General features: G+C 61.7%; 20 protein-coding genes. 13 read left to right on the forward strand and 7 right to left on the reverse strand.

The window, feature by feature from the left end:
• Positions 1–28: 28 nt before the first annotated feature.
• Genes hemC through SJY33_RS01595 form a run of 3 tightly spaced genes read left to right on the forward strand, consistent with a single transcriptional unit; the run spans position 29 to position 2,658 of the window.
• Positions 29–982 (forward strand): hydroxymethylbilane synthase, encoded by a 954-nt coding sequence (gene hemC, locus SJY33_RS01585; protein ID WP_379920758.1) that lies wholly within the window; start codon positions 29–31, stop codon positions 980–982.
• A complete protein-coding gene (locus SJY33_RS01590) occupies positions 979–1,695 on the forward strand; it encodes a uroporphyrinogen-III synthase (protein WP_379920759.1) in 717 nt (238 codons plus the stop codon). The genes hemC and SJY33_RS01590 overlap by 4 nt, the downstream gene beginning before the upstream one ends.
• A gap of 48 nt (positions 1,696–1,743) precedes the next feature.
• Positions 1,744–2,658, forward strand: a complete 915-nt coding sequence (locus tag SJY33_RS01595) for a hypothetical protein (protein WP_379920760.1) — start codon at positions 1,744–1,746, stop codon at positions 2,656–2,658.
• 38 nt (positions 2,659–2,696) lie between these two features.
• Here the strand turns inward: SJY33_RS01595 and SJY33_RS01600 are convergent, their stop codons facing one another.
• Positions 2,697–3,923: a UbiH/UbiF/VisC/COQ6 family ubiquinone biosynthesis hydroxylase gene (locus SJY33_RS01600; protein ID WP_379920761.1), complete on the reverse strand. Its 1,227-nt coding sequence runs from the start codon at positions 3,921–3,923 to the stop codon at positions 2,697–2,699.
• Between the two features lie 49 nt (positions 3,924–3,972).
• Between SJY33_RS01600 and SJY33_RS01605 the strand changes: the two genes are divergently transcribed.
• Positions 3,973–6,096: a protein-disulfide reductase DsbD family protein gene (locus tag SJY33_RS01605; RefSeq protein WP_379920762.1), complete on the forward strand. Its 2,124-nt coding sequence runs from the start codon at positions 3,973–3,975 to the stop codon at positions 6,094–6,096.
• On the opposite strand, the gene SJY33_RS01610 is transcribed toward SJY33_RS01605, so the two are convergent.
• The 3 genes from SJY33_RS01610 to uvrB are packed head-to-tail and all read right to left on the reverse strand — an operon-like array spanning position 6,014 to position 10,324.
• Entirely contained in the window at positions 6,014–6,529 is a 516-nt protein-coding gene (locus SJY33_RS01610) for a hypothetical protein (RefSeq protein WP_379920763.1), read from the reverse strand. The genes SJY33_RS01605 and SJY33_RS01610 overlap by 83 nt on opposite strands.
• Before the next feature lie 44 nt (positions 6,530–6,573).
• Positions 6,574–8,082: a S10 family peptidase gene (locus SJY33_RS01615; RefSeq protein ID WP_379920764.1), complete on the reverse strand. Its 1,509-nt coding sequence runs from the start codon at positions 8,080–8,082 to the stop codon at positions 6,574–6,576.
• A 46-nt stretch (positions 8,083–8,128) separates the two neighbouring features.
• Complete coding sequence (gene uvrB, locus SJY33_RS01620; protein ID WP_379923497.1) at positions 8,129–10,324, reverse strand: excinuclease ABC subunit UvrB; 2,196 nt, start codon at positions 10,322–10,324, stop codon at positions 8,129–8,131.
• A 122-nt stretch (positions 10,325–10,446) separates the two neighbouring features.
• Between uvrB and SJY33_RS01625 the strand changes: the two genes are divergently transcribed.
• The 7 genes from SJY33_RS01625 (at position 10,447) to SJY33_RS01655 (ending at position 16,848) form a co-directional block, all read left to right on the forward strand.
• Positions 10,447–10,980, forward strand: coding sequence for a DUF3617 domain-containing protein (locus SJY33_RS01625; protein WP_379920765.1), 534 nt, complete (start codon positions 10,447–10,449; stop codon positions 10,978–10,980).
• Positions 10,981–11,069: 89 nt separating this feature from the next.
• Positions 11,070–11,894 (forward strand): esterase/lipase family protein, encoded by an 825-nt coding sequence (locus SJY33_RS01630; RefSeq protein WP_379920766.1) that lies wholly within the window; start codon positions 11,070–11,072, stop codon positions 11,892–11,894.
• Positions 11,895–11,992: 98 nt separating this feature from the next.
• Positions 11,993–13,423: a circularly permuted type 2 ATP-grasp protein gene (locus SJY33_RS01635; RefSeq protein WP_379920767.1), complete on the forward strand. Its 1,431-nt coding sequence runs from the start codon at positions 11,993–11,995 to the stop codon at positions 13,421–13,423.
• A gap of 1 nt (position 13,424) precedes the next feature.
• A complete protein-coding gene (locus tag SJY33_RS01640) occupies positions 13,425–14,369 on the forward strand; it encodes an alpha-E domain-containing protein (RefSeq protein WP_379920768.1) in 945 nt (314 codons plus the stop codon).
• Positions 14,370–14,374: 5 nt separating this feature from the next.
• A complete protein-coding gene (locus SJY33_RS01645) occupies positions 14,375–15,250 on the forward strand; it encodes a transglutaminase domain-containing protein (protein ID WP_379923498.1) in 876 nt (291 codons plus the stop codon).
• Positions 15,251–15,338: 88 nt separating this feature from the next.
• Positions 15,339–16,079: a peptidase gene (locus SJY33_RS01650; protein ID WP_379920769.1), complete on the forward strand. Its 741-nt coding sequence runs from the start codon at positions 15,339–15,341 to the stop codon at positions 16,077–16,079.
• Between the two features lie 148 nt (positions 16,080–16,227).
• Positions 16,228–16,848, forward strand: a complete 621-nt coding sequence (locus tag SJY33_RS01655; RefSeq protein WP_379920770.1) for a response regulator transcription factor — start codon at positions 16,228–16,230, stop codon at positions 16,846–16,848.
• Between the two features lie 95 nt (positions 16,849–16,943).
• Here SJY33_RS01655 and SJY33_RS01660 read toward each other — a convergent pair whose 3' ends face one another.
• Positions 16,944–17,663: an extensin family protein gene (locus tag SJY33_RS01660; RefSeq protein ID WP_379920771.1), complete on the reverse strand. Its 720-nt coding sequence runs from the start codon at positions 17,661–17,663 to the stop codon at positions 16,944–16,946.
• 96 nt (positions 17,664–17,759) lie between these two features.
• Positions 17,760–19,229, reverse strand: coding sequence for a sodium/proline symporter PutP (gene putP / locus SJY33_RS01665; protein ID WP_379920772.1), 1,470 nt, complete (start codon positions 19,227–19,229; stop codon positions 17,760–17,762).
• 241 nt (positions 19,230–19,470) lie between these two features.
• Between putP and SJY33_RS01670 the strand changes: the two genes are divergently transcribed.
• Positions 19,471–20,316: an outer membrane protein gene (locus SJY33_RS01670; RefSeq protein WP_379920774.1), complete on the forward strand. Its 846-nt coding sequence runs from the start codon at positions 19,471–19,473 to the stop codon at positions 20,314–20,316.
• A 126-nt stretch (positions 20,317–20,442) separates the two neighbouring features.
• On the opposite strand, the gene typA is transcribed toward SJY33_RS01670, so the two are convergent.
• The gene (gene typA / locus SJY33_RS01675) at positions 20,443–22,278 is read right to left on the reverse strand and encodes a translational GTPase TypA (RefSeq protein ID WP_379920775.1); all 1,836 of its coding nucleotides are present in this window, start codon (positions 22,276–22,278) and stop codon (positions 20,443–20,445) included.
• A 415-nt stretch (positions 22,279–22,693) separates the two neighbouring features.
• On the opposite strand from typA, the gene SJY33_RS01680 reads away from it, so the two are divergent.
• Positions 22,694–25,369, forward strand: a complete 2,676-nt coding sequence (locus SJY33_RS01680; RefSeq protein WP_379920776.1) for a TonB-dependent receptor — start codon at positions 22,694–22,696, stop codon at positions 25,367–25,369.
• Positions 25,370–25,617 lie beyond the last annotated feature (248 nt).

A 25,617-nucleotide genomic window follows, 5' to 3' on the forward strand; every position in this document is an offset into this window, starting at 1 on the left:
GTTTGTGAAGGCTAGAGCAAGCACGGCTATGATTGAACCTGAACGAACGGCTCCGCGCCCCTCGCCCAAGCTGCGCCTCGGCACCCGCAATTCGCCGCTGGCGATGGCGCAGGCGGTTGAAACCCGCGCCCGTCTGTGCGCTGCGCACGGTTGGGATGAAGACGCGGTCGAACTGGTCCCTGTTCTGGCAAGCGGTGACAAGGTTCTGGATCGCCCCTTGTCCGAAATTGGTGGCAAGGCCTTGTGGACCAAGGAACTCGACCAGTGGCTGGGCGAAGGCCGGATCGACCTGTCGGTGCATTCGGCCAAGGATGTCGAGACGATCCGCCCCGATGCGTTCCATTTTCCTGCTTTCCTGCCGCGCGCCGACCGGCGGGATTGTCTTGTGGGCGCGGCAAGCATCGCAGAAATCCCCGAAGGCGCGGTGGTTGGCACCAGTGCGCCGCGGCGCGCCGCGCAGCTTTTGAACCTGCGGCCCGATTGCAAGGTCGTGACCTTCCGCGGCAATGTTGCCACGCGGCTGGGCAAATTGCAGGCGGGCGAAGCCGATGTGACCTTCCTTGCCGCTGCCGGGCTTGAACGGCTTGACCAAAGCGCCGTGGGTGCGCCGCTGGATGAAAGCGCATGGATACCCGCCGCCGCACAAGGCGTGATCGCCATCGAATGCCGCGCCGATGATGCACAAACCACCGCGCTTCTCGCCGCGATCGACCATGCGCCCACACGCGCCGAACTGGAAGCGGAACGGGCGCTGCTCGCCGAACTGGGCGGCACCTGCCATTCGCCGGTGGCGGTGCTCTGCAAGCCTGCGGATGGCGAACTTGCCATGCGTGCCGCGCTTTTCAGCCCTGATGGTGCTGAGCGGATTGAAGGCACTGCACGCTTTGCACCGGGCGATCATGCACCGGTGCGGGCGCTGGCCGCCGATCTGCTGGGGCGGGCGACACCGGGTATCGCACCGCATTTTCGCGGCGAGAAATGACAGCGCATCTGATTGCGCTGCGTCCGGAACCCGGGCTTTCGGCCACTGTGGCCAAAGCCGGCGAGATGGGTCTGGCGATTACCGGGCTGCCGCTATCTGAAATCCGTGCGCTGGAATGGGACTGTCCCGAACCTGATGGGATTGACGGGTTGTTGATCGGCAGCGCCAATGCCATTCTGCACGGCGGGCCAAACATTGCCCGTGTCGCAGGCAAGCCCGTTTACGCCGTGGGCGAAGCAACCGCGGCTGCGGCGCGTTCCGCCGGCTTTACGATTGCCATGACCGGAAGCGGCGGTTTGCAAGGTGTGCTCGATACGATCGCCGCGCCCTGCCATTTGCTGCGTATCGCGGGGGAGGAGCACGTCCCGCTTGTCCCGCCAGCAGGTGTGACCTTTGCCGAAGTCATCGCCTATCGCAGTGCGTTCCTGCCGCTTGATCCTGTGCGTTCGGCGCTGTCGCAGGGCGGGGCGCTTGTGCTTCTCCATTCGGCGGCGACCGCGCGCCATTTCGCCATGGAGTGCGACCGGCTTGGTCTGGTCCGCCGCAACATCGTGCTGGCCGCGCTCGGCCCGCGGATTGCCGCTGCAGCCGGGACCGGCTGGGGCGCGGTGCATACTGCCACGCAGCCCGATGAAGCCACGCTGTTGCAATTGGTGTTTGACTTGTGCAACGCCCCGCGCTCCATTCGTCCCACCCCGTCCGAAAAGCCCTGATAAGGGCGCGGACGAGGCACGTTTCAAAGTCGCAAAGAACGGATTTCGATGGCAGCACAACCCGGACCATCGCCTTATGAAGCCGCCCCCAGACCAAGCTCTGGCCGGGCCACGATGCTGGCTGCGCTGGCTGCCTTCCTGGCGGGCGGTGCGCTGGTGGGATGGGTGATGTGGTACAATCTGCAACCCGGGCGCAGCAATGGCACCCGCGCCCAGGTGGTGGCCGAAGCGGGCGCTGACCCGGCCGCCGCGCCCACGTTGGCTGCGGCCAGTCCGGCTCCGCTTGCGGCAGCCATAAGGGCGAAACAGGAGGTGCAGCGTGTGGCCGAACAGCAGGGCGGTCTTGATACACGGCTCGCGGCTGCCGAACAGCGGCTGACCCAGCTTGATCTGCAAGCCCAGGCTGCTGCGGGCAATGCGGCACGCGCAGAAAGCCTGCTGATTGCGTTTGCCACGCGCCGCGCTGTCGAACGCGGGGCGGAACTGGGATACCTTTCGGACCAGCTGCGCCTGCGATTTGGCGATCAATGGCCCAACGCCGTCAGCACCATCATCGAATTTTCGCGCAATCCGATCCGGCTGGATAGTCTGGTGGCGCGGCTTGAAGGGCTGGGTCCGCAACTGCGCAACAGTGGCGAAGGGCCATCATGGGCCGCATTCCAGCGCGAACTGGGCCAACTGTTCGTGTTCCGGCGTGAAAGCACCCCATCGCCGCAGCCGCAACGCCGGCTCGAACGGGCGCGCTGGGCGCTGGAGCAGGGCCGCTACCGTGCGGCGATCGACGAGGTAAAAGGCATGCCCGGAGCGGCCAACGCGGATGTCTGGATCGCCGATGCCGAACGCTATCGCAAGGCGATGGAAGCGATGGAAGTGATCGAAACCGCCGCGGTGCTCGACCAGCGCGGATTGCGCGACGGGGCGGGCAATCCGGTGCGACAGCTAAGCCCGCTGATCAGGCCGTAATACCGCTTGCACCAAAGGCGCGGGCGGCAGAGCCCGGGTTATCCGCGCAGGATCGCGGGCAGATCGCCCGATACGCCGCGGGCCTCGTCCATGAAAAAGTCCTTGAGCATCGGTGTGCGCTGCACCGCCGCCATGCCCAGGCGGCGCACAGCACTGGCCGTTTTGCCGGGGACGCCGAACAGGCGCGTGAGGCCGTCCGTGGCCAGCGCCACCATGAAACTGTCCAGCCCGCGCCACGCCTCATACCGCTTGAGCAATTCGGGATCGCCCGGATCAAGACCAAGCCGTGCGCCATCGGTCAGCACTTCGACCAGCGCGCCTACATCGCGCAGACCGAGGTTCAGACCCTGACCTGCAATCGGGTGGATGCCGTGAGCCGAATCCCCGATCAGCGCGAGGCGTTCGCCGGTGATCTTCGCGGTGTGGTGGAAGCCCAGCGGCCAGCTTGACCGGTGGCCTACGCTTTTTACCTTTCCCAGCACGCCGCCCATGCGCTTTTCAACCTCGGCCAGAAACGCCCGGTCGCCCAGCTTCATCACCCCTGCGCCATCGGCTTCGGACACGGTCCACACCAGCGAGGATCTGTGCGTTCCGTCCGCATCATCGTTCAGCGGCAACAGAGCAAATGGTCCGGCGGGATAGAAAATCTCCCACGCGACGTTGCCGTGCGGCTTTTCATGGGTGAGGCCGGCGATGATGGCGCGGTGCTTGTAATCCCATTTCGCAATCGGGATGCCTGCCGCATCACGCGTGGGCGACTGGCGTCCTTCGGCGGCGATCATCAACCGGCCTTTCAGCTTCCGCCCGTCTGCCAGAACGGCAGCGACGCCAAGCTGGCTGCGTTGGCGTTCGGTCACTTGTGCCTTGGCGACCCAGTGGATCAGCGGTTCCTTGGCGGCCGCTTCGAACAACGCCAGACGCAGACGACGGTTGGGGAACATCCGCCCCAGCGTACCGCCTTCGGGGCCGGGCTGGAAATCGAGCCGTCCGGGCTTGTTCTGATCGGTCACGGCGATGCTCGCGATATCGCAGGCAAATTCTTCGAGGCCCGCTGCGATTCCGATGTTTTCGAACAGGTGCCAGCTTGCGGTCGAAATCGCGGTGGCGCGATCATCGAAACCTTCGGCGGTCAGCTCAGCCGGATCGGCGCGGTCGATCACATGGCTGGACATGCCTTTCTTTGCCGCCGCCAGCGCCAGCGTCATGCCCACCAGCCCCCCGCCAAGGATCACAAGGTCGCGGGTTTCATTTTCAGGCTTGGTCACGGGTTCGCTCCGATTGCGAAGAATGCTTGCCAAGCCTAGATGCCAATCTGTGTCCCGTGCAAGAACCTTCCATCACCCGATCCGACAATTCGCTGCATGGCTGCTTGCACTGATAGCAAGTGTACTGCTGGCTGCGCCGGGCCACGCGCAGCAGCCTGAACGCAGGGCGCTGTATGGTGATGAAAATATTGCGGTGTCGCTGTTTGCCGACAGCGCACCGCAGGCAGGCGGTGAATGGATGCTGGCGCTGCGCTTCACGCCGAAAAGCGAAGAATGGCACGGATACTGGTCGAACCCCGGCGATGCGGGGCAAGGGATGCGGCTGTCGCTGGATCTGCCGGCTGGTTGGCAGATGGGAGAGGCGTTGTACCCGGTGCCGCAGCAGTTTCTGATCAGCGGCCTGATGAACCATATCTACGAGGGCACTTACACGGTGCTGGTGCCTGTCAGGGTTCCTGCGGGTGCGGATGTCAGCACCCTTCCGCGCATCACAGGCTCCGTCGAATATCTCGCCTGCACCGACAAGATCTGTGTCCCGCAAGATGCGCTGCTGACCGCGCAGGCAGGCGGCGATTTTGCGAGATGGCGGGCCGAGGTCGCGCCGCTGATTGATGCGCGGGCACGCTTTGCCATTGCAGGTCAGACTTTGCGGGTGGCGATACCTTTGCCTGCCGATGTTGGACTGGCCGATCCCCACATCTTTGTCGGCGCCCCGCGGTTGGTGAAGTATGCTGCGCCGCAGGTCTTCCGGCGGGTAGATGACGTCCTGGTCGCGGAAATTGCGCTCGACCCGTTCGGGCTGGGCGCAGATGCGATCAGCGCGCAGAAGCTGACTGGCATCCTGTCATTCGGCGACGGGCTGGGCGTGCGCTTTGTTTCTGTACCCGGCACGGTGCCAACTGGAGGCGAATTGATCGCAGGGCCGCAGTCAGCGCCGATCCCGCCGTTGTGGACGCTGATCCTCGGCGCGCTTGCGGGCGGCCTGCTGCTCAACATCATGCCTTGCGTCTTTCCGATCCTGAGCCTGAAGGCGCTCAGCCTCGCCCACGCTGGTGAAAGCGAGGCAAGGGCGCGGGCCGAGGGGCTGGCCTACACCGCTGGCGTCGTGCTGGCCTGTGTCGCGCTGGGCGCGCTGCTGCTTACGCTTCGGGCGGCAGGCGAGCAGGTGGGCTGGGCGTTCCAGTTGCAGGAACCGGGCGTGGTGGTCGCGCTGCTGGTGTTGGCTGCGTCAATTACCGCAAACTTTGCTGGATTGTTCGAACTGCCTTCGGTTTCGGTCAGAATGGGGGGCGAACGGATGGGAGCCTTTGGCACCGGGTTGCTGGCGGCATTTGTCGCGACGCCTTGCACCGGTCCTTTCATGGCAGCGGCCTTGGGCGCCGCGTTATTGCTCCCCGTGCCGCAAGCGCTCCTTTTGTTTGCGCTGCTGGGACTGGGGCTGGCGCTGCCGTTCCTGCTGCTTGGCTTTGTTCCCGCATTTCGGCGGATGTTGCCGCGGCCCGGCGCGTGGATGGAACGATTCCGGCGGATCATGGCAATCCCGATGGCGCTGACTGCGCTGGCGCTGTTGTGGCTGACCGTGCAACTTGGCGGCCGGATCTTTGGCCTTGTTGCGCTGCTGCTGGTCGCGGGTGTCTTGCTGGGCCTGTTCGTCGTCGGCCGGCTCCAGCGCGGCGGGAAAATGGCGTGGCCCGCGTTCGGGCTTGTCGCTGCGCCGTTTGCCGCGTTTGCGGCAATTGCGCTGCCTTCGCTTTACGAGGCACCGAGCAGCGCCGCCAAGGCGAGCATCCACAACCCGCAGGCTTTCAGTCCCGCCGCGCTCCAGACCGCACGGGCAAGCGGCAAGCCGGTGTTCCTGTGGTTCACCGCTGATTGGTGCGTCACCTGCAAGGTCAACGAAGCCACCGCGATCGAGCGTGAGGCGGTGCGCGATGCCTTTGCCGATGCGGGCGTTATCACGATGGTGGGCGACTGGACCCGGCGCGATGCGGCGATCACCCAGTTTCTGACCGAACAGGGCGCCGCTGGCGTGCCGTTATATCTCTGGTATCCCGGCGGCAGCAGCGCCCCGAAACAATTGCCGCAAATTCTTACGCCTGATTTGCTGGTGCAGCTGGCGCGCCAGAAGACCGGCACAACGTCACCAGGGCAAACGGAAGCGGGCTTGCGTTAAGTTTGATCAGACCCGCACCCGGCACGGTGACGGTGGCTTCGCGTTCGGGCTTCAGCGCGTTCCATTCGCGTGTCGCGGCCGGGATGGTGCCATCCCACCATACGCGCCCGTCGATCTCTGTTGCTTCGACCGGGAAGCGGCCGATCCAGCCATTGCCGATCAACGCCAGGAGCGCTGCGGCGCCATCGTCTGCAGGAGCGTGGCGGGTAATTCGCAGGCTGGCATCAGGCAGGCCGGGGTTGGCGCACGCCAGCGCAAGCAGAACTGGCTGACCGGGGACGCCGTAGACCAGCCGCAAAGGATCCTTCGTCTGCGACCAGATCGCATCTTTCGTATCGGGCGATTCCATCGGCGCAGATGGCCCGGTGGTGGGCGCCAGCAACGACACGCGCGCAACGGCGGCATCGGTTGGCGGCGGCTTGCATCCCGACACCGCGCCGACTGCCGCCAAAAGGGCGCATAAGGTCAGCCGCCTCATCATCGGGCGCGAATGAATTCGCGCAGGTCTGAAGCCAAGCGCGCTCGGTCCTGATCGCGAATATACATCATGTGACCGGCGTCGTAATATTTCCATGTGATGCGATCCTGCGGGATCCCGGTGCGATTGAGCGAATATTCCGCGCCAAAGAACGGCGTGGCAAAATCGTACCAACCTTGCCCGGCAAAGACCCTGAGCTGGCTGTTCTGACGCAGCGCCTGACCAATCAGCGGTGCGACATTCAGGTAAGCGCCCCGGCTGCCACCGTCGAGCTTCCAATCCCAGTTGCGCCCGGGTTCGCGCCCGATTGACTGATATTCGCGATCAGTCCTGTAACCCAGCGTCTCGCGCGCCCAGCTGTTGATGGCGGCGGTGTAGCCGGCATCGATCCCGTAAAAGCTGGGGTCATTGTCCGGCGTTTCGCCTGCATTGTCATAATCGGTGCCGGTATAGCGCGCATCCAGCCGGCCGATGGTCCGGCCGCGATCGCGCAGCAGTTCCTTGTAGAACCGCTGATCGGTGACACGCAGATCGGCCTGTTCCAGATAAGTTTCGGAAAGACCGGTGAGGCGCGCAAGTTCGCGGCGGACGCTGGCGCGTTCATCCGCAGGCAAATCCTGACCCTTGAGCAGCGCCGCGGCGTAAGGCCCGATGGCAAAGCGGCGCGCTTCTTCTGCGATGGCTTCGACCGAAGATGCCTGTGCCTTGCCGTGGAAATAGGCGGCCGTCGCCATGTTGGGCAGGGTGACGATATACGCCATCTCGTTGCCGGGCGTCGGTTCGCGTCCGGCAAAATCGAGGATGGTGGAAATCAGCACCAGTCCGTTCAGCCCGACATCATTGTAGGTGCTGCCTTCCAGTTCATCAGCCACCATCGCCGTGCGCGTGGTGCCGTAGCTTTCGCCGCCGAGATATTTGGGGCTGTTCCAGCGCCCGTTGTCATTGATCCAGCGCCGGATCACCTGCGCAACGGCGCGGCCATCCTGCCGCAAGCCGTAGTATTTCTGGGGATCGGTGCCGGGGGTCAGATAGCTGAAGCCTGTGCCCGGCGGATCGATGAAGACAAGGTCGGCAACGTCCAGCAGGCTGTCGGGGTTGTCGCGCAGGGGATAGGGCGGCGCGCCATCATCGCGGGCGTCGGCGGGGATCGCCACACGCTTGGGCCCCCATGCTCCCATCTGAAGCCAAACCGAACCTGAACCCGGCCCGCCATTGTAGATGAAAAACACCGGGCGCGACGGATCGGCGAGGGTTTTGACGTACGAGGTGGTGACAATCACCGCCTCGGGTTTTCCGGAATCGCTTTCCAGCACCGTGTCCGCAATGGTCGCACGGTAGCTTATGCTCTGTCCGCCGAAGGTGCCGGACAGGTCACGGGTGCGCACCTGCGGCGTAACGGCTGTTTCAGGCTGGACAGCAGAATTGTCAGGCTGGCCCTGTGCGGCAACGGTGACATTGAGGGCGAGCGTGCTGACGGATGCCAGCACAGCGAGGAATCGGACGTTCATGGCGTAGCGGGGTGGCAGGGTTGAAAGCCCTGTTCAAGAGGCGCGCCTACGGCTTCCCACCCATCTTCTTGTACCGCGTCTTGCCATACCGGGTTTTTCGGGTTCCCGGCTTGCCTTCATTCGAGCGGCCAACAATCGGCGCACGCTTCTGGTCATCGGGAAGGCCAAGTTCGTCGGCTTCCAACCGCCGGATTTCGTCACGCAGTCGGCCTGCTTCCTCAAACTCAAGATTGGCGGCTGCATTGCGCATCCGCTTTTCAAGGTCTTCGATGTAGCCGCGCAGGTTATGACCCACCAGATTGTTGCGCTGATCATCGCCAAGATCGACCGTAACCCCATCCTGCGCGGCGGAGTGCGCAACGATGTCGTGAATGTCGCGCTTGATGGTCTGCGGCGTGATGCCGTGCTCGGCGTTGTATTCTTCCTGCTTCGACCGGCGCCGGTCTGTTTCGGCAAGCGCGCGTTCCATGCTGCCGGTGATGCGGTCGGCATAGAGGATCACCCGGCCATCAACGTTGCGCGCGGCGCGCCCGATGGTCTGGATCAGCGAGGTTTCCGACCGCAAGAAGCCTTCCTTGTCCGCATCGAGGATCGCCACCAGCCCGCATTCGGGAATGTCGAGCCCTTCGCGCAGCAAGTTGATCCCGATCAGCACATCATAAACGCCGAGCCGCAGGTCACGGATCAGCTCAATGCGTTCGAGCGTCTCGACGTCCGAGTGCATGTAGCGCACCCGCACGCCGGCTTCGTGCATGAATTCGGTCAAATCCTCCGCCATACGCTTGGTCAGCGTGGTGACGAGCGTGCGATAACCCTTGGCCGCGGTTGCTTTGCATTCGACGATGCAGTCCTGCACCTGATCCTCGACCGGGCGAATTTCGACCGGCGGGTCGATCAGCCCGGTGGGGCGGATGACCTGTTCGGCAAAGACGCCGCCGGTCTGGTCCATTTCCCAGTGTCCGGGTGTCGCGCTGACCGCAAAGGTCTGCGGCCGCATCGCGTCCCATTCGTTGAACCGCAAGGGGCGGTTGTCGATGCAGGACGGCAGCCGGAAGCCGTACTCGGCCAGCGTCAGCTTGCGGCGGTGGTCGCCCTTCGCCATCGCGCCGATCTGCGGCACGGTCTGGTGGCTTTCATCGACGAACAATAGCGCGTTTTCGGGGAGATATTCGAACAAGGTCGGCGGCGGCTCGCCTGGCAGACGCCCGGTGAGGAAGCGCGAATAATTCTCGATCCCTGCGCAGCTACCGGTCGCCGCGATCATTTCGAGGTCGAAATGGGTGCGCTGCTCCAGCCGCTGACGTTCGAGCAGCTTGCCCTCGATCTCCAGCTCCTTGAGGCGTTCTTCCAGCTCGAACTTGATCGCAGCAGCCGCCTGCTTCATCGTCGGGCCGGGGGTGACATAGTGCGAATTGGCGTAGACCCGCACCTTTTCGAGGCTGGCGCCCTTGGTGCCCGTCAACGGATCGAATTCGGCGATGCCTTCGATCTCATCCCCAAAGAAGCTGATGCGCCACGCCATGTCTTCATAGTGCGACGGGAAGATTTCCAGACTGTCGCCGCGCACGCGGAAACAGCCGCGGGTGAAGGCGGCATCGTTGCGCTTGTATTGCAGTGCGACAAGCTTGCGGATCAGTTCGCGCTGGTCGACCGTCTCACCTTGCTTGATGTCGAAAATCATCGCCGAATAGGTTTCGACCGACCCGATGCCATAAAGGCATGACACGGACGCCACGATTATCACATCATCGCGTTCCAGCAGCGCACGGGTGGCCGAATGGCGCATCCGGTCGATCGCTTCGTTCACGCTCGATTCCTTCTCGATATAGGTATCGGACCGCGGAACGTAGGCTTCGGGCTGGTAATAATCGTAGTAGCTGACGAAATACTCGACTGCGTTTTCAGGAAAGAAGCTTTTGAATTCCCCATACAACTGCGCGGCCAGAATCTTGTTCGGGGCAAGGATCAGGGCCGGTCGTTGCAGCGTTTCGATCACCTTGGCCATGGTGAACGTCTTGCCCGATCCGGTGACGCCCAGCAGCACTTGGGTCTTTTCGCCTTCAAGCGCGCTTTGCGTCAGTTCGGCTATGGCCGTGGGCTGATCGCCTGCGGGTTCGTATTCCGAAACCAGTTTGAACGGGATGCCGCCCATCGACTTGTCGGGCCGGGCGGGGCGATGCGGAGTGAAGTCGTCACCCGTCTGGGGTTCGTCCAGTCCGCGGCGGATTACGAGTTGAGCCATGCCGAATATATGCGGATCGGCACCGCGAATGTGAAGGGCCGGACGATTATCTGGGGCCATTCGGACAGGTTTTGCGTTACATTGAGCATATACGGGGCAGGCCCGCAGCAGGAGACAGACCAATGACGCGTTTCATTCTTATCGCTGCCGCGGGCGCTGCGCTGCTAGGCGGCTGTTCGGGCGGCGATGCTGAAACCGATCGCGCAGACGGTGTCAGCGTCAAGGAAGCGGCCGCGCTGGCCAAGGCCGAAGGGGTGAAGCCGCAGCCCGGCCTGTACAGATCGACCGTGGTGATGACCGGGATCGATGTTCCCGGTCTGCCGCCGGAAATGAAGGGGCATGGCGCCGGGCAAACCGTCACGACCGAAGATTGCCTGACCCAGGCTGAAGTCGATCAGGGCTTTGAGCAATTGATGAAGCAGGGCCAGAATGGCGAATGCAGCTATGAACGCTTTGATCTTACCGGAGGAAAGCTGGATGCGGTTATGGTCTGCAAGACACCCGAGGGTGAAGCACGCATGACGATGGCCGGAACCACCACCTCCACCAAGGCCGAATTCACCGCGGAAAGCATCATGAACTTCGAAGGCATGGGCGAGGCAACGTTGCGTTTTTCCGGCACACATGAACGGATCGGTGAATGTCCGGCACAGTAGTATTGCGGAGAAACAGGGCGAGCACCGCGCGCAGATCCAATTGTGACATTTCAGGGAACATTAATGGGTATTGATGCTTAAAGTGTCATATGTCGTCCCCGCGCTTCTTTCCTGAATTTGCTCGGCTGACCGCGCCGCTTCTGGCTGCGAGTGCGCAGGCGCAGGAGGCCTATGCGGGAACCGCGCTGGCCCGTCGTGTGGCGTTGGCACGGGAAGAATGCCCGCAGGAACACGAAGCGGGCAAACCGCGCTTTCTGCGGCTGCTTGCGGAGGCTGAATGGCTGCTTGAACCGTTTCGTCGTTCCAAGCGCAGAGCAACGATCACGCTGACCGCCAATCCGCAGGTCGTCATGATCCTTCCCGGCTTTGGTGCCAACCCGGTGCGGATGCGGTATCTCGCGCGCCAGCTTGAAGCTGCTGGACACATTACGAAACGCTGGGGGCTTGGTCGCAACTGGGGCCCTGACCCCGATCGGTTCGACCAGTTGGAAGCGCGGTTGCTGGAATTGCATGCGCGCCATGGCCGCGCGGTCACGTTGGTCGGGTGGAGTCTGGGCGGGCTTTACGCGCGTGAAATCGCCAAGCGCCAGCCGCATGCGGTGGCCAAGGTTGTGACCATGGGTTCACCTTTTTCGGGCAGCCCCCGCGCCAACAACGTCTGGCGCGCCTATCAGTTCATCACCGGCCATTCGGTCGATGCACCGCCCGTTGCGGCGGAACTGGCCGTCAAGCCGCCGGTTGAAACAGTCGCGCTGTGGAGTGCCAACGACGGCGTAATTGCGCCGCGCTGCGCGGCCGGGCGACCGGGTGAGCGTGACCGCGCCATTCCGCTGCGCTGCACGCACATGGGGTTCACCTATGATCCGCAGGTCATCGAAACCCTTCTGAACGAACTGGAAGCCACGCCGACCTGAACCCGGCGTGGAGACAGCAAGCAAACACATGCAACCGCTTTCCTTTTGCAAAAGGGGGGCTACATTGTTGCACTGCATACAAGGACAAGTGGGGGTCGATGCAGGCGCAAACCAACACCTTTGACGAAATGTTCGACAGTCAGGGCGGGACCCGTCCCGCTTATGCGGAATATTGCCGCTGGTATGCCGAACAGCCGCCAGAGCTGATGCGCCGCAAGAACCGTGAAGCGGATGACACCTTCCGCCGTACCGGGATCACCTTTAACGTTTACGGAGAGGATACGGCCGAAGAACGCCTTATCCCGTTCGACATGGTCCCGCGGATCATCACCGCGAACGAATGGCGCCGTCTGTCGCGGGGTATCGAACAGCGGGTAAGGGCGCTCAATTCCTTTCTGTATGATCTTTACCACCGTCAGGAAATCGTGCGGGCAGGGCGCTTGCCCGAACGCCTGCTGCGAACCAACGATGCATGGCTTGCCAATATGGTCGGCTTTACGCCGCCAGGCGGGATTTACACCCACATCGTCGGGATCGATCTGGTGCGGACCGGGCCGGACGAATTCTTCGTGCTCGAAGACAACGCAAGGACGCCGTCGGGTGTATCTTACATGCTCGAAAATCGCGAAACGATGATGGGCATGTTCCCCGATCTGTTCAGCCGGGTCGCGGTGGAAAGCGTGTCGGATTATCCAAGGCGATTGGCGCGCAGTCTGGCCGCATGCCTCCCCCCTGCTTTTTCGGGCGGGAAGCCCACCGTCGCGGTGCTGACCCCCGGCATCTACAATTCGGCCTATTTCGAACACGCGTTTCTGGCCGATCAGATGGGCGCAGAACTGGTGGAGGGCAGCGACCTGCGCGTCGTTGATGGGCGTGTCCAGATGCGCACGACGCGTGGTTATAAGCCGATCGATGTGCTGTATCGCCGCGTCGATGATGACTTTCTCGATCCGCTGACGTTCAATCCCGATTCCGCTCTTGGCATTCCCGGTATCATGGATGTCTATCGGTCAGGCGGTATCACCATCGCCAATGCACCCGGAACTGGGGTTGCCGACGACAAGGCGATTTACAGTTTCATGCCCGACATCGTCGAATTCTATACTGGTGAAAAGCCGCTGCTGCCCAATGTCCAGACGTGGCGATGCGCGGACAAGGATTCGCTGGCCTATGTGCTCGACAATCTTGCCGAACTGGTGGTCAAGGAAGTACACGGCTCTGGCGGGTATGGCATGTTGATCGGGCCGACATCGACGAAACGCGAAATTGCGGCGTTCCGGGAAAAGCTGATCGCGCGGCCCGAAAATTACATCGCGCAGCCCACGCTCGCGCTGTCGACCTGTCCGATCTACACCGCCAAGGGCCTGACCCCGCGGCATCTCGATCTGCGGCCATTTGTTCTCGTGTCGCCGGACAAGATCGACATTACGCCCGGCGGCCTCACGCGGGTCGCGCTGAAAAAGGGATCGCTGGTGGTCAATTCCTCGCAAGGGGGCGGCACCAAGGACACCTGGGTGCTGAAAGACTGATATGCTGGGCCGCACTGCCAACGGATTGTTCTGGATGTTCCGCTATCTTGAGCGGGCGGAGAACACCGCACGCCTGCTGGAAGCGGCGCTGCGCATGGCGCTGACACGCGATCTGGCAACAGCAGAGGCGGAATGGCGGTCAGTTATCGCCACGCTGGGCCTGCAGCACGCCTATGAAGCGCTGCATGACACCTATGACGGCATGCAGGTCTGGAATTTCGTGCTGCGCGGGCCGTCCAACCCCGGCAATGTGCGCGAGATGTTCGGCGCGGTGCGCAGCAATGCCCGGACAGCGCGCACCAACATTTCGTCCGACCTGTGGGAAGCGGTCAACGAAAATTGGATGAAGCTCGACACGTTGCTGACCCGCCCGGTGGGGCAGATGGCGGTTGGAGAAGCGCTGACCGCGATCCGCCGTGCCGGAACGCAGGTTCATGGCGCGTTCGACGGATCGATGCTGCGCGACGAAGGCTATCATTTCAGCCGTGCGGGCACCTTTATCGAACGCGGTGACAGCACGGCGCGTATCCTCGACATGAAGTATTTTCTGCTGTTGCCGTCGCTGTCCTATGTGGGATCAAGCCTCGATACCGGACAGTGGGAACAGGTGCTGCGATCGGTCGCCGGTGCGCGGGTGTACAGCTGGCTGAACGCCGGCCAGATCGAAGCGCGCGGGATCGTGGAATTTGTGGTGCTTGATGATCGGTTTCCGCGCAGCCTTGCCTTTTGCCGCAATGCGCTGCGTGATTCACTGGCCGCTTTGGCGCGCATGCATGGCGTGGATGGTCGCAGCAACGCCCTGATGCGCAATTCGGACACCCGCATCAGCCACCTTTGCGTCGATCAGATCTTCGAGCACGGACTGCATGAGTTCCTGATCGACTTCCTTTCGCGCAATGCCAGTATCAGTCAGGCCATCGCAGAGGATTACCGTTTCCAGCTATGAGCACGATGACCCTCAAGATCCGGCACACCACCCATTATGCCTTTGCACAGCCAGTCGTTCATGCGCTGCAACGTGTGCGGCTGACACCCAAGGAAACCCAGGGTCAGCGGATTATCGACTGGACCATGACATTCGCAAACGCGCACGTCGAACTCGAATATGATGACCAGCACTTCAATCATGTGACGTTGATCGGCCTTGATTCCGGCGCGAGCGAGGTGACGGTGACGTGCGAAGGCGAGGTCGAGACCGAGGATAATGCCGGTGTGATCGGCCGCCATTCGGGACATCTTCCGCTATGGGGTTTCATGCGTCAGACTCCGCTGACCCGGCCAGGCACAAAGCTGCGCGGTCTGCTGCGCGATGTCGCAGGAGCGCCGGACGCCGCGCCGCTTGAATTTCTCCACGCCCTGTCGCGTTTGATCCGGGAAAGGGTCGCCTACGAAACCGGTCGGACCAATGCGGGTACGACCGCTGAAGAGGCAATGGGGCAGGGCGCAGGCGTATGTCAGGACCATGCCCATATCTTTATCGGCGCGGCGCGGGCGGGCGGCATACCGGCACGCTACGTCAGCGGCTACCTCATGATGAACGATCGCATCGAACAGGAAGCGACCCATGCGTGGGCCGAAGCGCATGTCGAAGGACTGGGCTGGGTGGGCTTTGATGTGTCCAACGGTATCTCTCCCGATCCGCGTTATGTGCGGGTGGCCACAGGCAGCGACTACCGCGACGCGGCCCCCATCACCGGCATCAGTTTTGGCGGATCATCGAAGGATGTCCTGACCGTGGGGCTGTCAGTCGAAGCCCTTGACCCCCGCGCCCAGTCGCAAAGCCAGAGCCAGGGCAGGTCGCAAACGCAAAGCCAGTCGACCCAATAAGCACGAAAGTCTTTTCCCCGCAGACTTTGCGCAGTCGTCTGCTTCGGGCTAGGGGCTGCGGAACGGGCGGGCAAGGAAGGACGTCGGCATGACCTATTGCGTTGGCATGGTGCTCGAAAAGGGCCTCGTGCTCATGAGCGACACGCGCACGAATTCGGGCGTCGACAACATTTCGACCTTCCGCAAGATGTTCCAGTGGTGCGTCCCGGGTGAGCGTATGATCGCGGTAATGACCGCGGGAAACCTTGCGACAACGCAGGCTGTCATCAGCCAGCTGGATGAACGTACGAAGACCCCGTCCGAACGCGACAATGCGCTGCTTAAGGGGCCGACCATGTTTCAGGTCGTGACCGAAATCGGACGGCTGCTGCGCTCCACCATCGATACCGCCCAGAGCGTCAACGGCGAAAGCGGCAAGGGGCGCTTTACGGCAACGATGATAGTCGCTGGGCAGATCGCCGGAATGCAGCCGCGGCTATTCATGATCTACCCTGAAGGCAATTTCATTGAAGCAAGCTGGGACACACCCTTCTTCCAGATTGGCGAGACCAAGTATGGCCGACCGATCTTGTTACGCGGGTATGACAGGGACATGAGCTTCGAAGACGCCGTCAAGCTGTTGATGGTAAGTTTCGATTCAACCTTGAAAGCGAACCTGTCGGTGGGATTGCCGTTGGATCTGCTGGTAATCGGCAAGAACGAATTTACTGCGCTTCACGAACACCGCGTGACATCGGATGATGCATATTTTGAAGCGATCTCATCGGGTTGGGGGAACGCCTTGCGATCGGCGTTCCATTCTTTGCCGCCGTACAGGTTCGATGACTGAATTTAAACCATCACCGACTTCTAAGTCCGATCCGGAGCAAATTAGTCGAGGTTTGTCATTGGCTTAATGCCTAACTGAGATGGTAAATCCTCCGGATTGGCGGCGCTCTTGCGTGAAAACTCTTATGGGTTGGCGCAGACACCGTGGCATGACACGCAAAGCAACCCTTCACTTCATCGATTCCTGCAGCCGCCAACGCGCAGAACTTGCCCGAGTGGGTTTTGCGCTGGGCCACCATTGCGAGGTATACGGCGATCTGTCCGAACTCGCCGTGCACCCGCCGCGAGAGGGTATCATCATTGCGCGCGACACCGCCGAAGATGGCGGCGTGGGGATGATCCTGGATCGTCTGGGAAGGCTGGGCATCTGGCTGCCGCTGATCGCAGTTGATGTGCAACCGCGCCCCGGACGGATTGTCGAAGCGATCAAGGCAGGATCGCTGGATTATATGGCGCTTCCCCTTGATCCGGAACGCTTCACCCGCTGTCTCATGCGGATCGAAAAGGAAGCCGAACAGTTCGGCGCGGCACGCCGCCGCATGATCGAGGCGCGGGATCGGATATCGACCCTCTCAACGCGCGAACGTGAAGTGCTGGACTGGCTGGCAGAAGGCAGCAGCAACAAGACCATCGCCCGCGAACTCGATATCAGTCCTCGTACGGTCGAAATCCATCGCGCCAATATGATGACGAAACTGGGCGCACGCCACGCGGCAGAAGCCGTGCGTTTGAAGTTGGAAGCAAAGCTTGAACCCAAGATGCTGGCATAGCGGCAACCGCAGGCACCTTGGGATTGTCGCAAATTAACCCGCACGCGGCCCCGGCACTGATGATTAAGCAAGCCGGGGCAGATAACAGCAGCACTTTAACGGCAGAAACGCGCGCCGGTCCCTTCGAGATGGAAGTGGTCTTCGTGCGCGCTGTTGTATTCAGGGCCTAGAACCGTGCCAAAGCGCTTGCAGGCGCTTTGATGAACCACCCGCAGAAATTCGCGTGTCGCTGCGTCGCCGCTGTTCCAGTCGCGCCGCAGAACGATGCGGCGTCCGTCTGCCAAGACAAAAGCGGAAACGTCAATCGCTTCGGCGCGAGCGTGCGCCGAACGGCGCTCGGTACCGGCGACGTTGCGACATGAATATGATCCCATGGTTTCGATGCGCGCCACAGGGCTGCCGAGCAATTGTCGCGCAGCGCGATCGACGCCGAAGCGGGCCCAGTCTCCGAACGCCTTGGCGACCCCGCATCGCACCGGTCCCAGATTGGCAAGGCTCAGCGGCGCTCGGTCGCCCGCAAGCGCCATCAATTTCACAGTCCCAAGCTTGTTGCATCCCGGCGCGGCATAGGTATCGGGCAACGGATCGAAGCGGGCACCGCTGGCACCAAGGTCAGCAAGGCAGCGGGCGTCTTCGGCTCGGGGTGCTGGACTGTATGCAGTGGCGGCTACCGATGTCGCAGGGCGCGCTGGTGAACGGCCACTCTGGCTTGCGGCGCCGGGCGCAGCCGTGCCGTTTCCCCCCGGGATGAACGCACCGCATCCCGCAAGTGCCAGGGTGGCGGCCGCCAGCGCTGTTGCGCGAATCTTGCCCATCCGTCTCATATGTACATTTTATCGCACAAAAATGGTTAACAGCACGGAAACGGATACGGATTGTCTATCAAGAACAGCGCCGCCAGACTGCCTCCATCAAGCGCGCAAAGCCGATTTACGGGTCATCATGCTGACAGCCACGATCGCCGCCAAGGCCGCCGCAAACCCAGGGACAATCTCATACAATCCGGGTCCACCAAGGAATGCCTTGTTCCAACCCATTGCAATCCAACCGGCCACAACCGCTGCGCCTGTGACTAGACCGGCAACCGCACCAGCCCCTGTCATCCGTTTCCAGGTGAGTGCCAGCAGGATCAGGGGACCAAACGCAGCCCCAAATCCGGCCCATGCGTTTGCGACCAGTCCCAGAACTTCGCTGTTCGGATCGGCGGCAATCACCATCGCGGCAGCGGCCACCACGGCCACGGCAACGCGGCTGACATTCACCGCCTCGCGTTCGGACGCATTACGGCGCAGGAACAGGCGGTAGAAATCCTCGGTCAGCGACGATGAGGACACCAGAAGCTGCGAGGAAATTGTGCTCATGATCGCAGCCAGAAGCGCTGCGTAGAGGAAGCCTGTCACTGCCGGGTGGAACAAGAGCTGCGCCAGCACGATGAAAATCGTTTCGGGATCCTCAACCACGAGCCCGTTGCGCTCCACGTAAGCCCGGCCCGCCAATCCGAGGCCCAACGCGCCAACCAGCGCGATGCCCATCCAGCCCATGCCATAGGCGGCCGCACGCGGCACGTTCTTGACCTTGTCGATCGCCATGAAGCGCACGATGATGTGCGGCTGGCCGAAATAGCCCAGGCCCCAGGTCACGGCGCTGATAAAGCCTATTGCTGTCAGTCCTTGGGTAAGATCCAGAAAGCCTTCGACCGGCACTGCCTGAAGGCTACCACCGGCAGACCCGCCGGGACCAAACATCACCACAAGCGGCATGATGATAAGCGCCACCATCATGATCAGCCCCTGGACGAAATCGGTCAGGCTGACCGCCAGAAAGCCGCCGACCATCGTATAGGCAAGCACAATCCCGGCTGTGATGAAGATGCCCAGCATGTAATCGGACATGCCTGTATTCGGCAGGATCCCCGCAAAGGCGGTTTCGAACAGCTTGCCGCCGCCCACCAGTCCGGCGGCAGTGTACACCGTGAAGAAGGCAACGATAATCACCGCCGATGTCACCCGCAGCATGATCCTACGTTCCGGAAAACGGTTGGCAAGGAATTGTGGAATTGTCAGGGCATTGCCCAGCCGTTCGGTCTGTTCGCGCAGGCGCGGCGCCACAATGATCCAGTTGGCAAGCGCGCCGGCGAACAGGCCGATACCAATCCACGCCTCGACCAGTCCCGCGGTGTACAGCGCGCCGGGCAGGCCCAGAAGCAACCATCCCGACATATCGGACGCACCCGCGCTGAGCGCCGCAACCGAAGGGGGGAGGTTGCGCCCCGCAAGCAGATAGCCCGCGCTATCTTCGGTGGATTTGCGCCAGGCGTACAGGCCGATCGCGATCATCAGGACGAAATAGGCCCCAAGGGCGGCGAGTGTGTAAGCGTTCATGTGGAGCGGGGTAACAAGCGACGGCGCGGATATCCACCCGTCGCAGGGAATTACCTACTTCGGCGCGGCGCCCAGCGCGGCAGCCTCGTCTCAAATGGGACACAACTCAGGGACGAAGTGGTGCGCATCCCTGCGCAATTGCAAAAACGTTTCATTTCTTTGGAACAATGATGCGGGGGTGTGATTGTGCGCTTGCAATTGCAAGAACGTTGCACGGAATCCCTATGACCTGGAGTTTAAAATGAACCTCGCTAAAACTATGTCTCTCAGCGCCAGCGTGGCAGCGTTGACAATGTCAACCGCAGCTTTCGCACAAACCGAAGACCGTTTCTTCGATGGCCCGTACATTGCTGGTTCAGTTGGTTTGGAAACACCTGACGACAGCGGTAATGATCGCCTGGTATTCGATACCAACGGTGATGGCGACTTCAACAATACTGTTGCAACCGTTGCTGGCGCTGATGCGTTTTCGCCCGGTTTCTGCGCTGGTTCGGCGGTTAGCGCTGCTTCGGCTGGCTGCCGCGGCAATGAGCTGAACGAAGGCTATTCGCTGCGGATCGGTTATGACCGTCACCTCGGCAATGGTCCGGTTGTTGCCGGTCTGCTGATCGAAGGTTCGCGTCCCGGTGTTGAAGAATTCACGACCGGTTTCAGCACGACTCCTGCGTCGTACACAATCGGCCGCGAAATCGATTGGGCCGCTAACGTCCGTGGTCGCATCGGTGTTGCACCGGGTGCCGGCCGCGCATTGTTCTATGCCACCGGCGGTGTCGGCTTCGCCAAGATCGATCACACCTTTACCACTAGCAATGGCGCGAACTCCTTCACTCCGACTGATTCGGGTGACTGGGAATTCGGTTGGCAGGCTGGCGGCGGTGCCGAAGTGATGATTACCGAAAACCTCGGCCTGGGTCTTGAGTACCTGTACTCGCGCTACAACGACGATGATTACAGCGTCGCTGTAGGCCAGGGTACGGCACCGGCGACCAATCCGTTCCTGCTTGTTTCGGGCGGCACGGACCTTCGCGGTTCGAACGAGAACTTCGATTACCACGCCGTTCGCGCATCGGTGAGCCTGCGCTTCTAATCGGCAATCGTCACCGCTCTTCGGAGCGGTGACGACAGCCAGAATACAAAAAGCCCCGCGCCGGATAACCGGCGCGGGGCTTTTTCATGCCGTTGCGGCAACACCCTGTCATCAGGGCATAGGCCTTCAGCTGTCCTTCTTGCGCCGCATTTTCTTGCGCTCGTTCGGGTCAAGCTCGGCCTTGCGCAGACGGATCGACAGCGGCGTCACTTCGACCATTTCATCATCGTCGATATAGGCGATCGACTGTTCCAGCGTCATGCGGCGCGGCGGGGTGAGGCGGATCGCCTCGTCCTTGCCGCTCGAACGCACGTTGGAAAGCTGCTTGGCCTTCATCGGGTTGACCTCCAGATCGTCCGGCTTGGCGTTTTCGCCGATGATCATGCCCTGATAGACCTTCATCTGGGCGCCAACGAACAATTCGCCGCGCTCTTCCAGCATGTTGAGCGCATAGGCGTTGGCCTCGCCATCGCCGTTGGAAATCAGCACGCCGTTGATGCGGCCTTCGATCGGGCCTTTGTACACGTCATACTTCTCGAACAAACGGTTCATGATCCCGGTGCCGCGCGTGTCGGACAGGAATTCGCCGTGGTAGCCGATCAGCCCGCGTGACGGGGCGGAGAAGGTGATGCGGGTCTTGCCGAGGCCCGAGGGGCGCATTTCGGTCAAGTCGGCCTTGCGGCGCTGCATCTTCTCGACAACTGTGCCCGAGTGTTCGTCATCGACGTCGATCACAACCGTCTCGTAAGGCTCCATGCGCTTGCCGCCTTCTTCGCGGAACAGCACGCGCGGGCGGCTGATACCCAGCTCGAAGCCTTCGCGGCGCATCGTTTCGATCAGCACGCCCAACTGCAATTCGCCGCGACCGGCGACTTCGTAGGCGTCCTTGTCTTCGCTTTCCGTGACGCGGATGGCGACGTTGGTCTCGGCTTCGCGCAGCAGGCGATCACGGATGATGCGGGTGGTGACCTTGCTGCCCTCGCGCCCGGCGAGCGGACTGTCATTGACCGAGAAGCGCATCGCCAGTGTCGGCGGATCGATCGGCTGAGCGGCAATCGGTTCGCTGACCGAAGGGTCGCAGATCGTATTGGCAACGGTCGCCTTTTCCAGACCGGCCAGCGCAATGATGTCGCCAGCGCGTGCGATTTCCACCGGCACGCGCTCAAGCCCGTCAAAGCTCATCAGCTTGGTGGCGCGGCCGACTTCGACGACCTTGCCGTCCATGTCGATCGCGTGGATCGGATCGTTGACGCGGATCGTGCCCGATTGCACGCGGCCGGTGATGACGCGGCCCATGAAATTGTCGCGGTCTAGCAGCGTGGCAAGGAAGCTGAACTTGGCATCGGGGTCCAGGCCCGGCGCGGGAACGTGTTCGATGATCTTTTCGAACAGCGGGGCCAGCGTGCCTTCGCGGCGTTCCTGATCTTCGCTGGCATAGCCATCGCGGCCCGATGCGTAGAGCACGGGGAATTCAAGCTGATCGTCCGCGGCATCGAGGCTGACGAACAGGTCGAACACTTCGTCGAGCACTTCCTGCGGGCGGCCATCGGGACGGTCAATCTTGTTGACGACCACGATCGGGCGCAGGCCCAGCGCCAGCGCCTTGCCGGTCACGAACTTGGTCTGCGGCATCGCGCCTTCGGCGCTGTCGACCAGCAGGATCACGCCATCGACCATCGAGAGAATGCGCTCCACCTCGGCGCCGAAGTCGGCGTGGCCCGGGGTGTCGACGATGTTGATGCGCGTGGTTTCGCCATCGGTGCCGTGCCATTCGACACTGGTGCACTTGGCCAGAATGGTGATCCCGCGTTCCTTTTCCAGATCGCCTGAATCCATCGCGCGCTCTTCAACGCGCTGATTCTCGCGGAAGGTGCCCGATTGGCGGAAAAGCTGATCGACCAGCGTGGTTTTGCCGTGGTCAACGTGGGCGATAATCGCGATATTTCTAAGGGCGGACGACATGCGGGGAACTTCCGGTGAAAAGCCGGACGCAGGTCGCATCCGGGGCAAGAAAGACAGGCAACGCGGTGGGGGCGCTGCGTTAGGCAATGTTCATGGCAGGTTAGCGACAGCGGCCGGACGCTACGGCAAGCGCCGCGGTTGCGTCCAAGTGCTGCGTTGCAACATCGCCGCGGCGCCTAGCGCAACACGGCGTCCGGGGCAAGCGCGGGCCGCATTGCATGACAATTCTTGTACCTTATCAGTGTGCCTCTGGGGCAACAATTCCGATGAAGGCACGGAAAAAGCTGGACGGAGCCGCTTGTAGGGGGCGCAACACTGCCTTATCAGCAGGCCCGCACGATCACGGGAGAGAGCGCACGGACACGTGCGTGCCCACTGGGCGCCGGGGTCGCGGGATATTTTGAGAGGAGCTTTCATGCATTCGACCTTCACCGGCATTGCCGGCGCACATCGATTCACCCTGCTTGCAGGTGTAGCCGGGCTTGCCCTGGCGCTGCCGGGCGCAGCTTTCGCCCAGGATCAGGCCGAGGTGGTCGAAACCGAAGAGCCCGCAACCTCCAACGACATCATCGTCACCGCTACCAAGCGTGCGCAGACTCTTCAGGAAACCCCGGTCGCCGTTTCGGTGACATCGGGCGAAACGATCGAACAGGCACAGATCCGCGACATTGCCGATCTTCAGTCGGTCGTCCCGTCGCTGCGGGTTTCGCAGCTGCAAAGCGCCTTTGCGACCACGTTCTCGATTCGTGGCTTCGGCACCGATGGCAACAACCTTGGTCTTGAGCCCTCGGTCGCCGTGTTCGTCGATGGCGTCTATCGCAGCCGTGCGATCTCGCAGATTTCCGACCTTCCCAACCTTGAGCGGGTCGAAGTTCTACGCGGCCCGCAGTCGACCCTGTTCGGCAAGAACGCCAGCGCAGGTGTGATTTCGCTTGTCAGCTCGGCGCCGTCCTTCAATCTCGAAGGCAATGCCGAAATTTCCTACGGCAATTATGACGCCGTTGTCGCACGCGGTTACATCACTGGCCCGATCACCGATACGATCGCAGCCAGCCTTGCAGCCGGCATCAACAAGCGCGATGGTTTCATCACCAACGGGTTCAACGGCGATGATCTGAACGATCGCGATCGTTGGTTCGCCCGCGGCCAGTTGCTGTATGACAATGCCGAAAACTTCACCTTCCGGGTCATCGGCGATTATGATGAACTGAACGAAAAGTGCTGCGGTGTCGTCAATATCCGTCCTTCGGCGGAAACCGGCCTCATCCAGTTGATCGGCGGACAGATCAATGCGCCGGGCACAGAACTTGATGATGTCGTGTTCTCGGACGTCGTGCCCTTCAACCGTGTCAAGAACTGGGGCGTGTCAGGTCAGGCCGATTATGAATTCGGCGATGTTACGCTGACATCGATCACCGCCTATCGTGACACCAAGATCGCTGCCAATCAGGACGTCGATTTCACCAGTGCGGCACTGGCGAGCGGTGCCCAGATCGGCCAGTCGGACATCACCACCTTCACGCAGGAACTGCGGTTGGCATCGGATTTCGACGGGATCGTGAACTTCCTCGTTGGCGGTTACTACTTCAACGAAGATCTTGAAGTGTCCGATCAGATCGTCTTCGGCGAAGATTTCCGCGCCTATGCCAACGGCCTGATTTCGGCAGGCAGCGGCGGTGCGTTGAACCTGGCATCGCTTGAAGCACTGCTGGGCGCGCCGAGCGGCGCCTTCTTCGGTAACGGACAGGGCTTCTTCAGCAACTTCACGCAAGACAACGAAGCCTATTCGATCTTCGGTCAGCTGGATTTCGAGGTTTCCGATCGCCTGACGCTGACAGTCGGCGCAAACTACACCAAGGACGCCAAGGACGTGGTGTCGAACGGTCGGACCACCGAAGGGTTCTCGCAGGTTGATCTGGATGCGGCGCAGTTCGCACCTTCGCGCAACCTGCTGCTGTTCCAGGGTGCCTTGGCGCAGACGGTCGGCAATGCTCTGGGTCTTGGCCGTTCGGCAAGTGCCGCTGAAATCGGTGCCTTTGCTGGCGCCAATCCGGCAGCCTTCGGTCAGATCAGCGCAGGCGCGCAAGCCTTCGCGACCGCCAACCAGAACAACCCGGCCGCCAACCCGTTCAATGGCCTTCGCTCGTTCCAGTTCCTGCCGCCGATCGTCAACATTCCCAACGCTGTCGAAGATGGACGGACCCGGGACGACGAAGTCACCTATCTGGCGCGTGCGAACTTTGAACTGACCGATACGGTCAATGTCTACGCAAGCTACGCAACCGGGTTCAAGGCAAGCTCGTTCAACCTGTCGCGCGATTCGCGTCCGCTTCCGGGCGATTTCACCCGCATCATCGATCAGGGTCTGGGAGTTCCCAACCTGCGTCCCGGCACGCGTTTTGCGCTGCCCGAAACGTCTTCGGTGTACGAACTGGGGATCAAGGCCAGCTGGGACCGGGCTGCTGCCAACCTGACGTTCTTCCAGCAGACGCTTGAAGACTTCCAGTCGAACACCTTCGTGGGAAGCTCGTTCGTGCTGGCCAACGCGGGCGAGCTTGAAACCTTCGGGATCGAGTTCGACGGTTTCGTCAAGCCGACCGACGAGCTGACCCTGTCGCTGGCAGTCACCTACCTTGATGCCAAGTATAACAGCTTCGTCGGTTCGCCCGTGGGCGATCTGTCGGGCCAGGAAGTGGCCGGTGTGCACCCGCTCAGCGCGTCGTTCGGCGCGGCCTGGGACAAGGACCTTGGCAACGGCGATCGCTTCATCGTGCGCGGTGATTATCAGTACGAAGCGCCGGTGCAGATCCTCGACGGGCTCACAAACTTTGTCGGCGTGAACCCCGATGGTTCGCCTGACTTCGAAGCTGGCCGTGCCGCTGCACGTGCCTTCACCCGCGAAGTCAACAATGCCAACGCATCGATCACCTATGCGATGGAAATGGGCCTCGAATTCACGCTGTGGGCACGCAACCTGCTTGATGATCGTTACATCACGACGATCTTCCCGTCGGTGGCGCAGGGACAGTCGATTTCGGGCTATCCCAACCAGCCGCGCACCTATGGTGGCCTGGTGCGTTTCCGCTTCTAAGCGTGACGCCATCTTAAGGAAAAAGGGCCTCGCACCGGTTGGTGCGGGGCCCTTTTTCTTGGTGCGCATCAGGCAGGCGGCGCTTGTATCGTACCTTGCTGCCAACGATGGTGCGGCATGATCGCACCGATGCCGCAATCTTTCAGCAAGGCCTCCATTTTCGCGGAACAGATTGCGATGACTTGAAATTGCGCCGTGCCTGCTGTCTGTGCATTTTCGGGATCCAGCCCGGCAGTCGGCTGGCAGGG

This window comes from Erythrobacter sp. R86502 (assembly GCF_042466465.1).
Taxonomy (GTDB): Bacteria; Pseudomonadota; Alphaproteobacteria; order Sphingomonadales; family Sphingomonadaceae; genus Erythrobacter.

Bases quoted from the DNA above. Each gene is read 5' to 3' on its own strand.
- SJY33_RS01650 (WP_379920769.1), top strand. From the start codon at position 15,339: ATGACCTATTGCGTTGGCATGGTGCTCGAAAAGGGCCTCGTGCTCATG.
- SJY33_RS01625 (WP_379920765.1), top strand. From the start codon at position 10,447: ATGACGCGTTTCATTCTTATCGCTGCCGCGGGCGCTGCGCTGCTAGGC.
- typA (WP_379920775.1), bottom strand. From the start codon at position 22,278: ATGTCGTCCGCCCTTAGAAATATCGCGATTATCGCCCACGTTGACCAC.
- hemC (WP_379920758.1), top strand. From the start codon at position 29: ATGATTGAACCTGAACGAACGGCTCCGCGCCCCTCGCCCAAGCTGCGC.
- SJY33_RS01635 (WP_379920767.1), top strand. From the start codon at position 11,993: ATGCAGGCGCAAACCAACACCTTTGACGAAATGTTCGACAGTCAGGGC.
- SJY33_RS01595 (WP_379920760.1), top strand. From the start codon at position 1,744: ATGGCAGCACAACCCGGACCATCGCCTTATGAAGCCGCCCCCAGACCA.
- putP (WP_379920772.1), bottom strand. From the start codon at position 19,229: ATGAACGCTTACACACTCGCCGCCCTTGGGGCCTATTTCGTCCTGATG.
- uvrB (WP_379923497.1), bottom strand. From the start codon at position 10,324: ATGGCTCAACTCGTAATCCGCCGCGGACTGGACGAACCCCAGACGGGT.
- SJY33_RS01630 (WP_379920766.1), top strand. From the start codon at position 11,070: ATGTCGTCCCCGCGCTTCTTTCCTGAATTTGCTCGGCTGACCGCGCCG.
- SJY33_RS01680 (WP_379920776.1), top strand. From the start codon at position 22,694: ATGCATTCGACCTTCACCGGCATTGCCGGCGCACATCGATTCACCCTG.
- SJY33_RS01670 (WP_379920774.1), top strand. From the start codon at position 19,471: ATGAACCTCGCTAAAACTATGTCTCTCAGCGCCAGCGTGGCAGCGTTG.
- SJY33_RS01640 (WP_379920768.1), top strand. From the start codon at position 13,425: ATGCTGGGCCGCACTGCCAACGGATTGTTCTGGATGTTCCGCTATCTT.
- SJY33_RS01590 (WP_379920759.1), top strand. From the start codon at position 979: ATGACAGCGCATCTGATTGCGCTGCGTCCGGAACCCGGGCTTTCGGCC.
- SJY33_RS01645 (WP_379923498.1), top strand. From the start codon at position 14,375: ATGACCCTCAAGATCCGGCACACCACCCATTATGCCTTTGCACAGCCA.
- SJY33_RS01655 (WP_379920770.1), top strand. From the start codon at position 16,228: ATGACACGCAAAGCAACCCTTCACTTCATCGATTCCTGCAGCCGCCAA.
- SJY33_RS01615 (WP_379920764.1), bottom strand. From the start codon at position 8,082: ATGAACGTCCGATTCCTCGCTGTGCTGGCATCCGTCAGCACGCTCGCC.
- SJY33_RS01660 (WP_379920771.1), bottom strand. From the start codon at position 17,663: ATGGGCAAGATTCGCGCAACAGCGCTGGCGGCCGCCACCCTGGCACTT.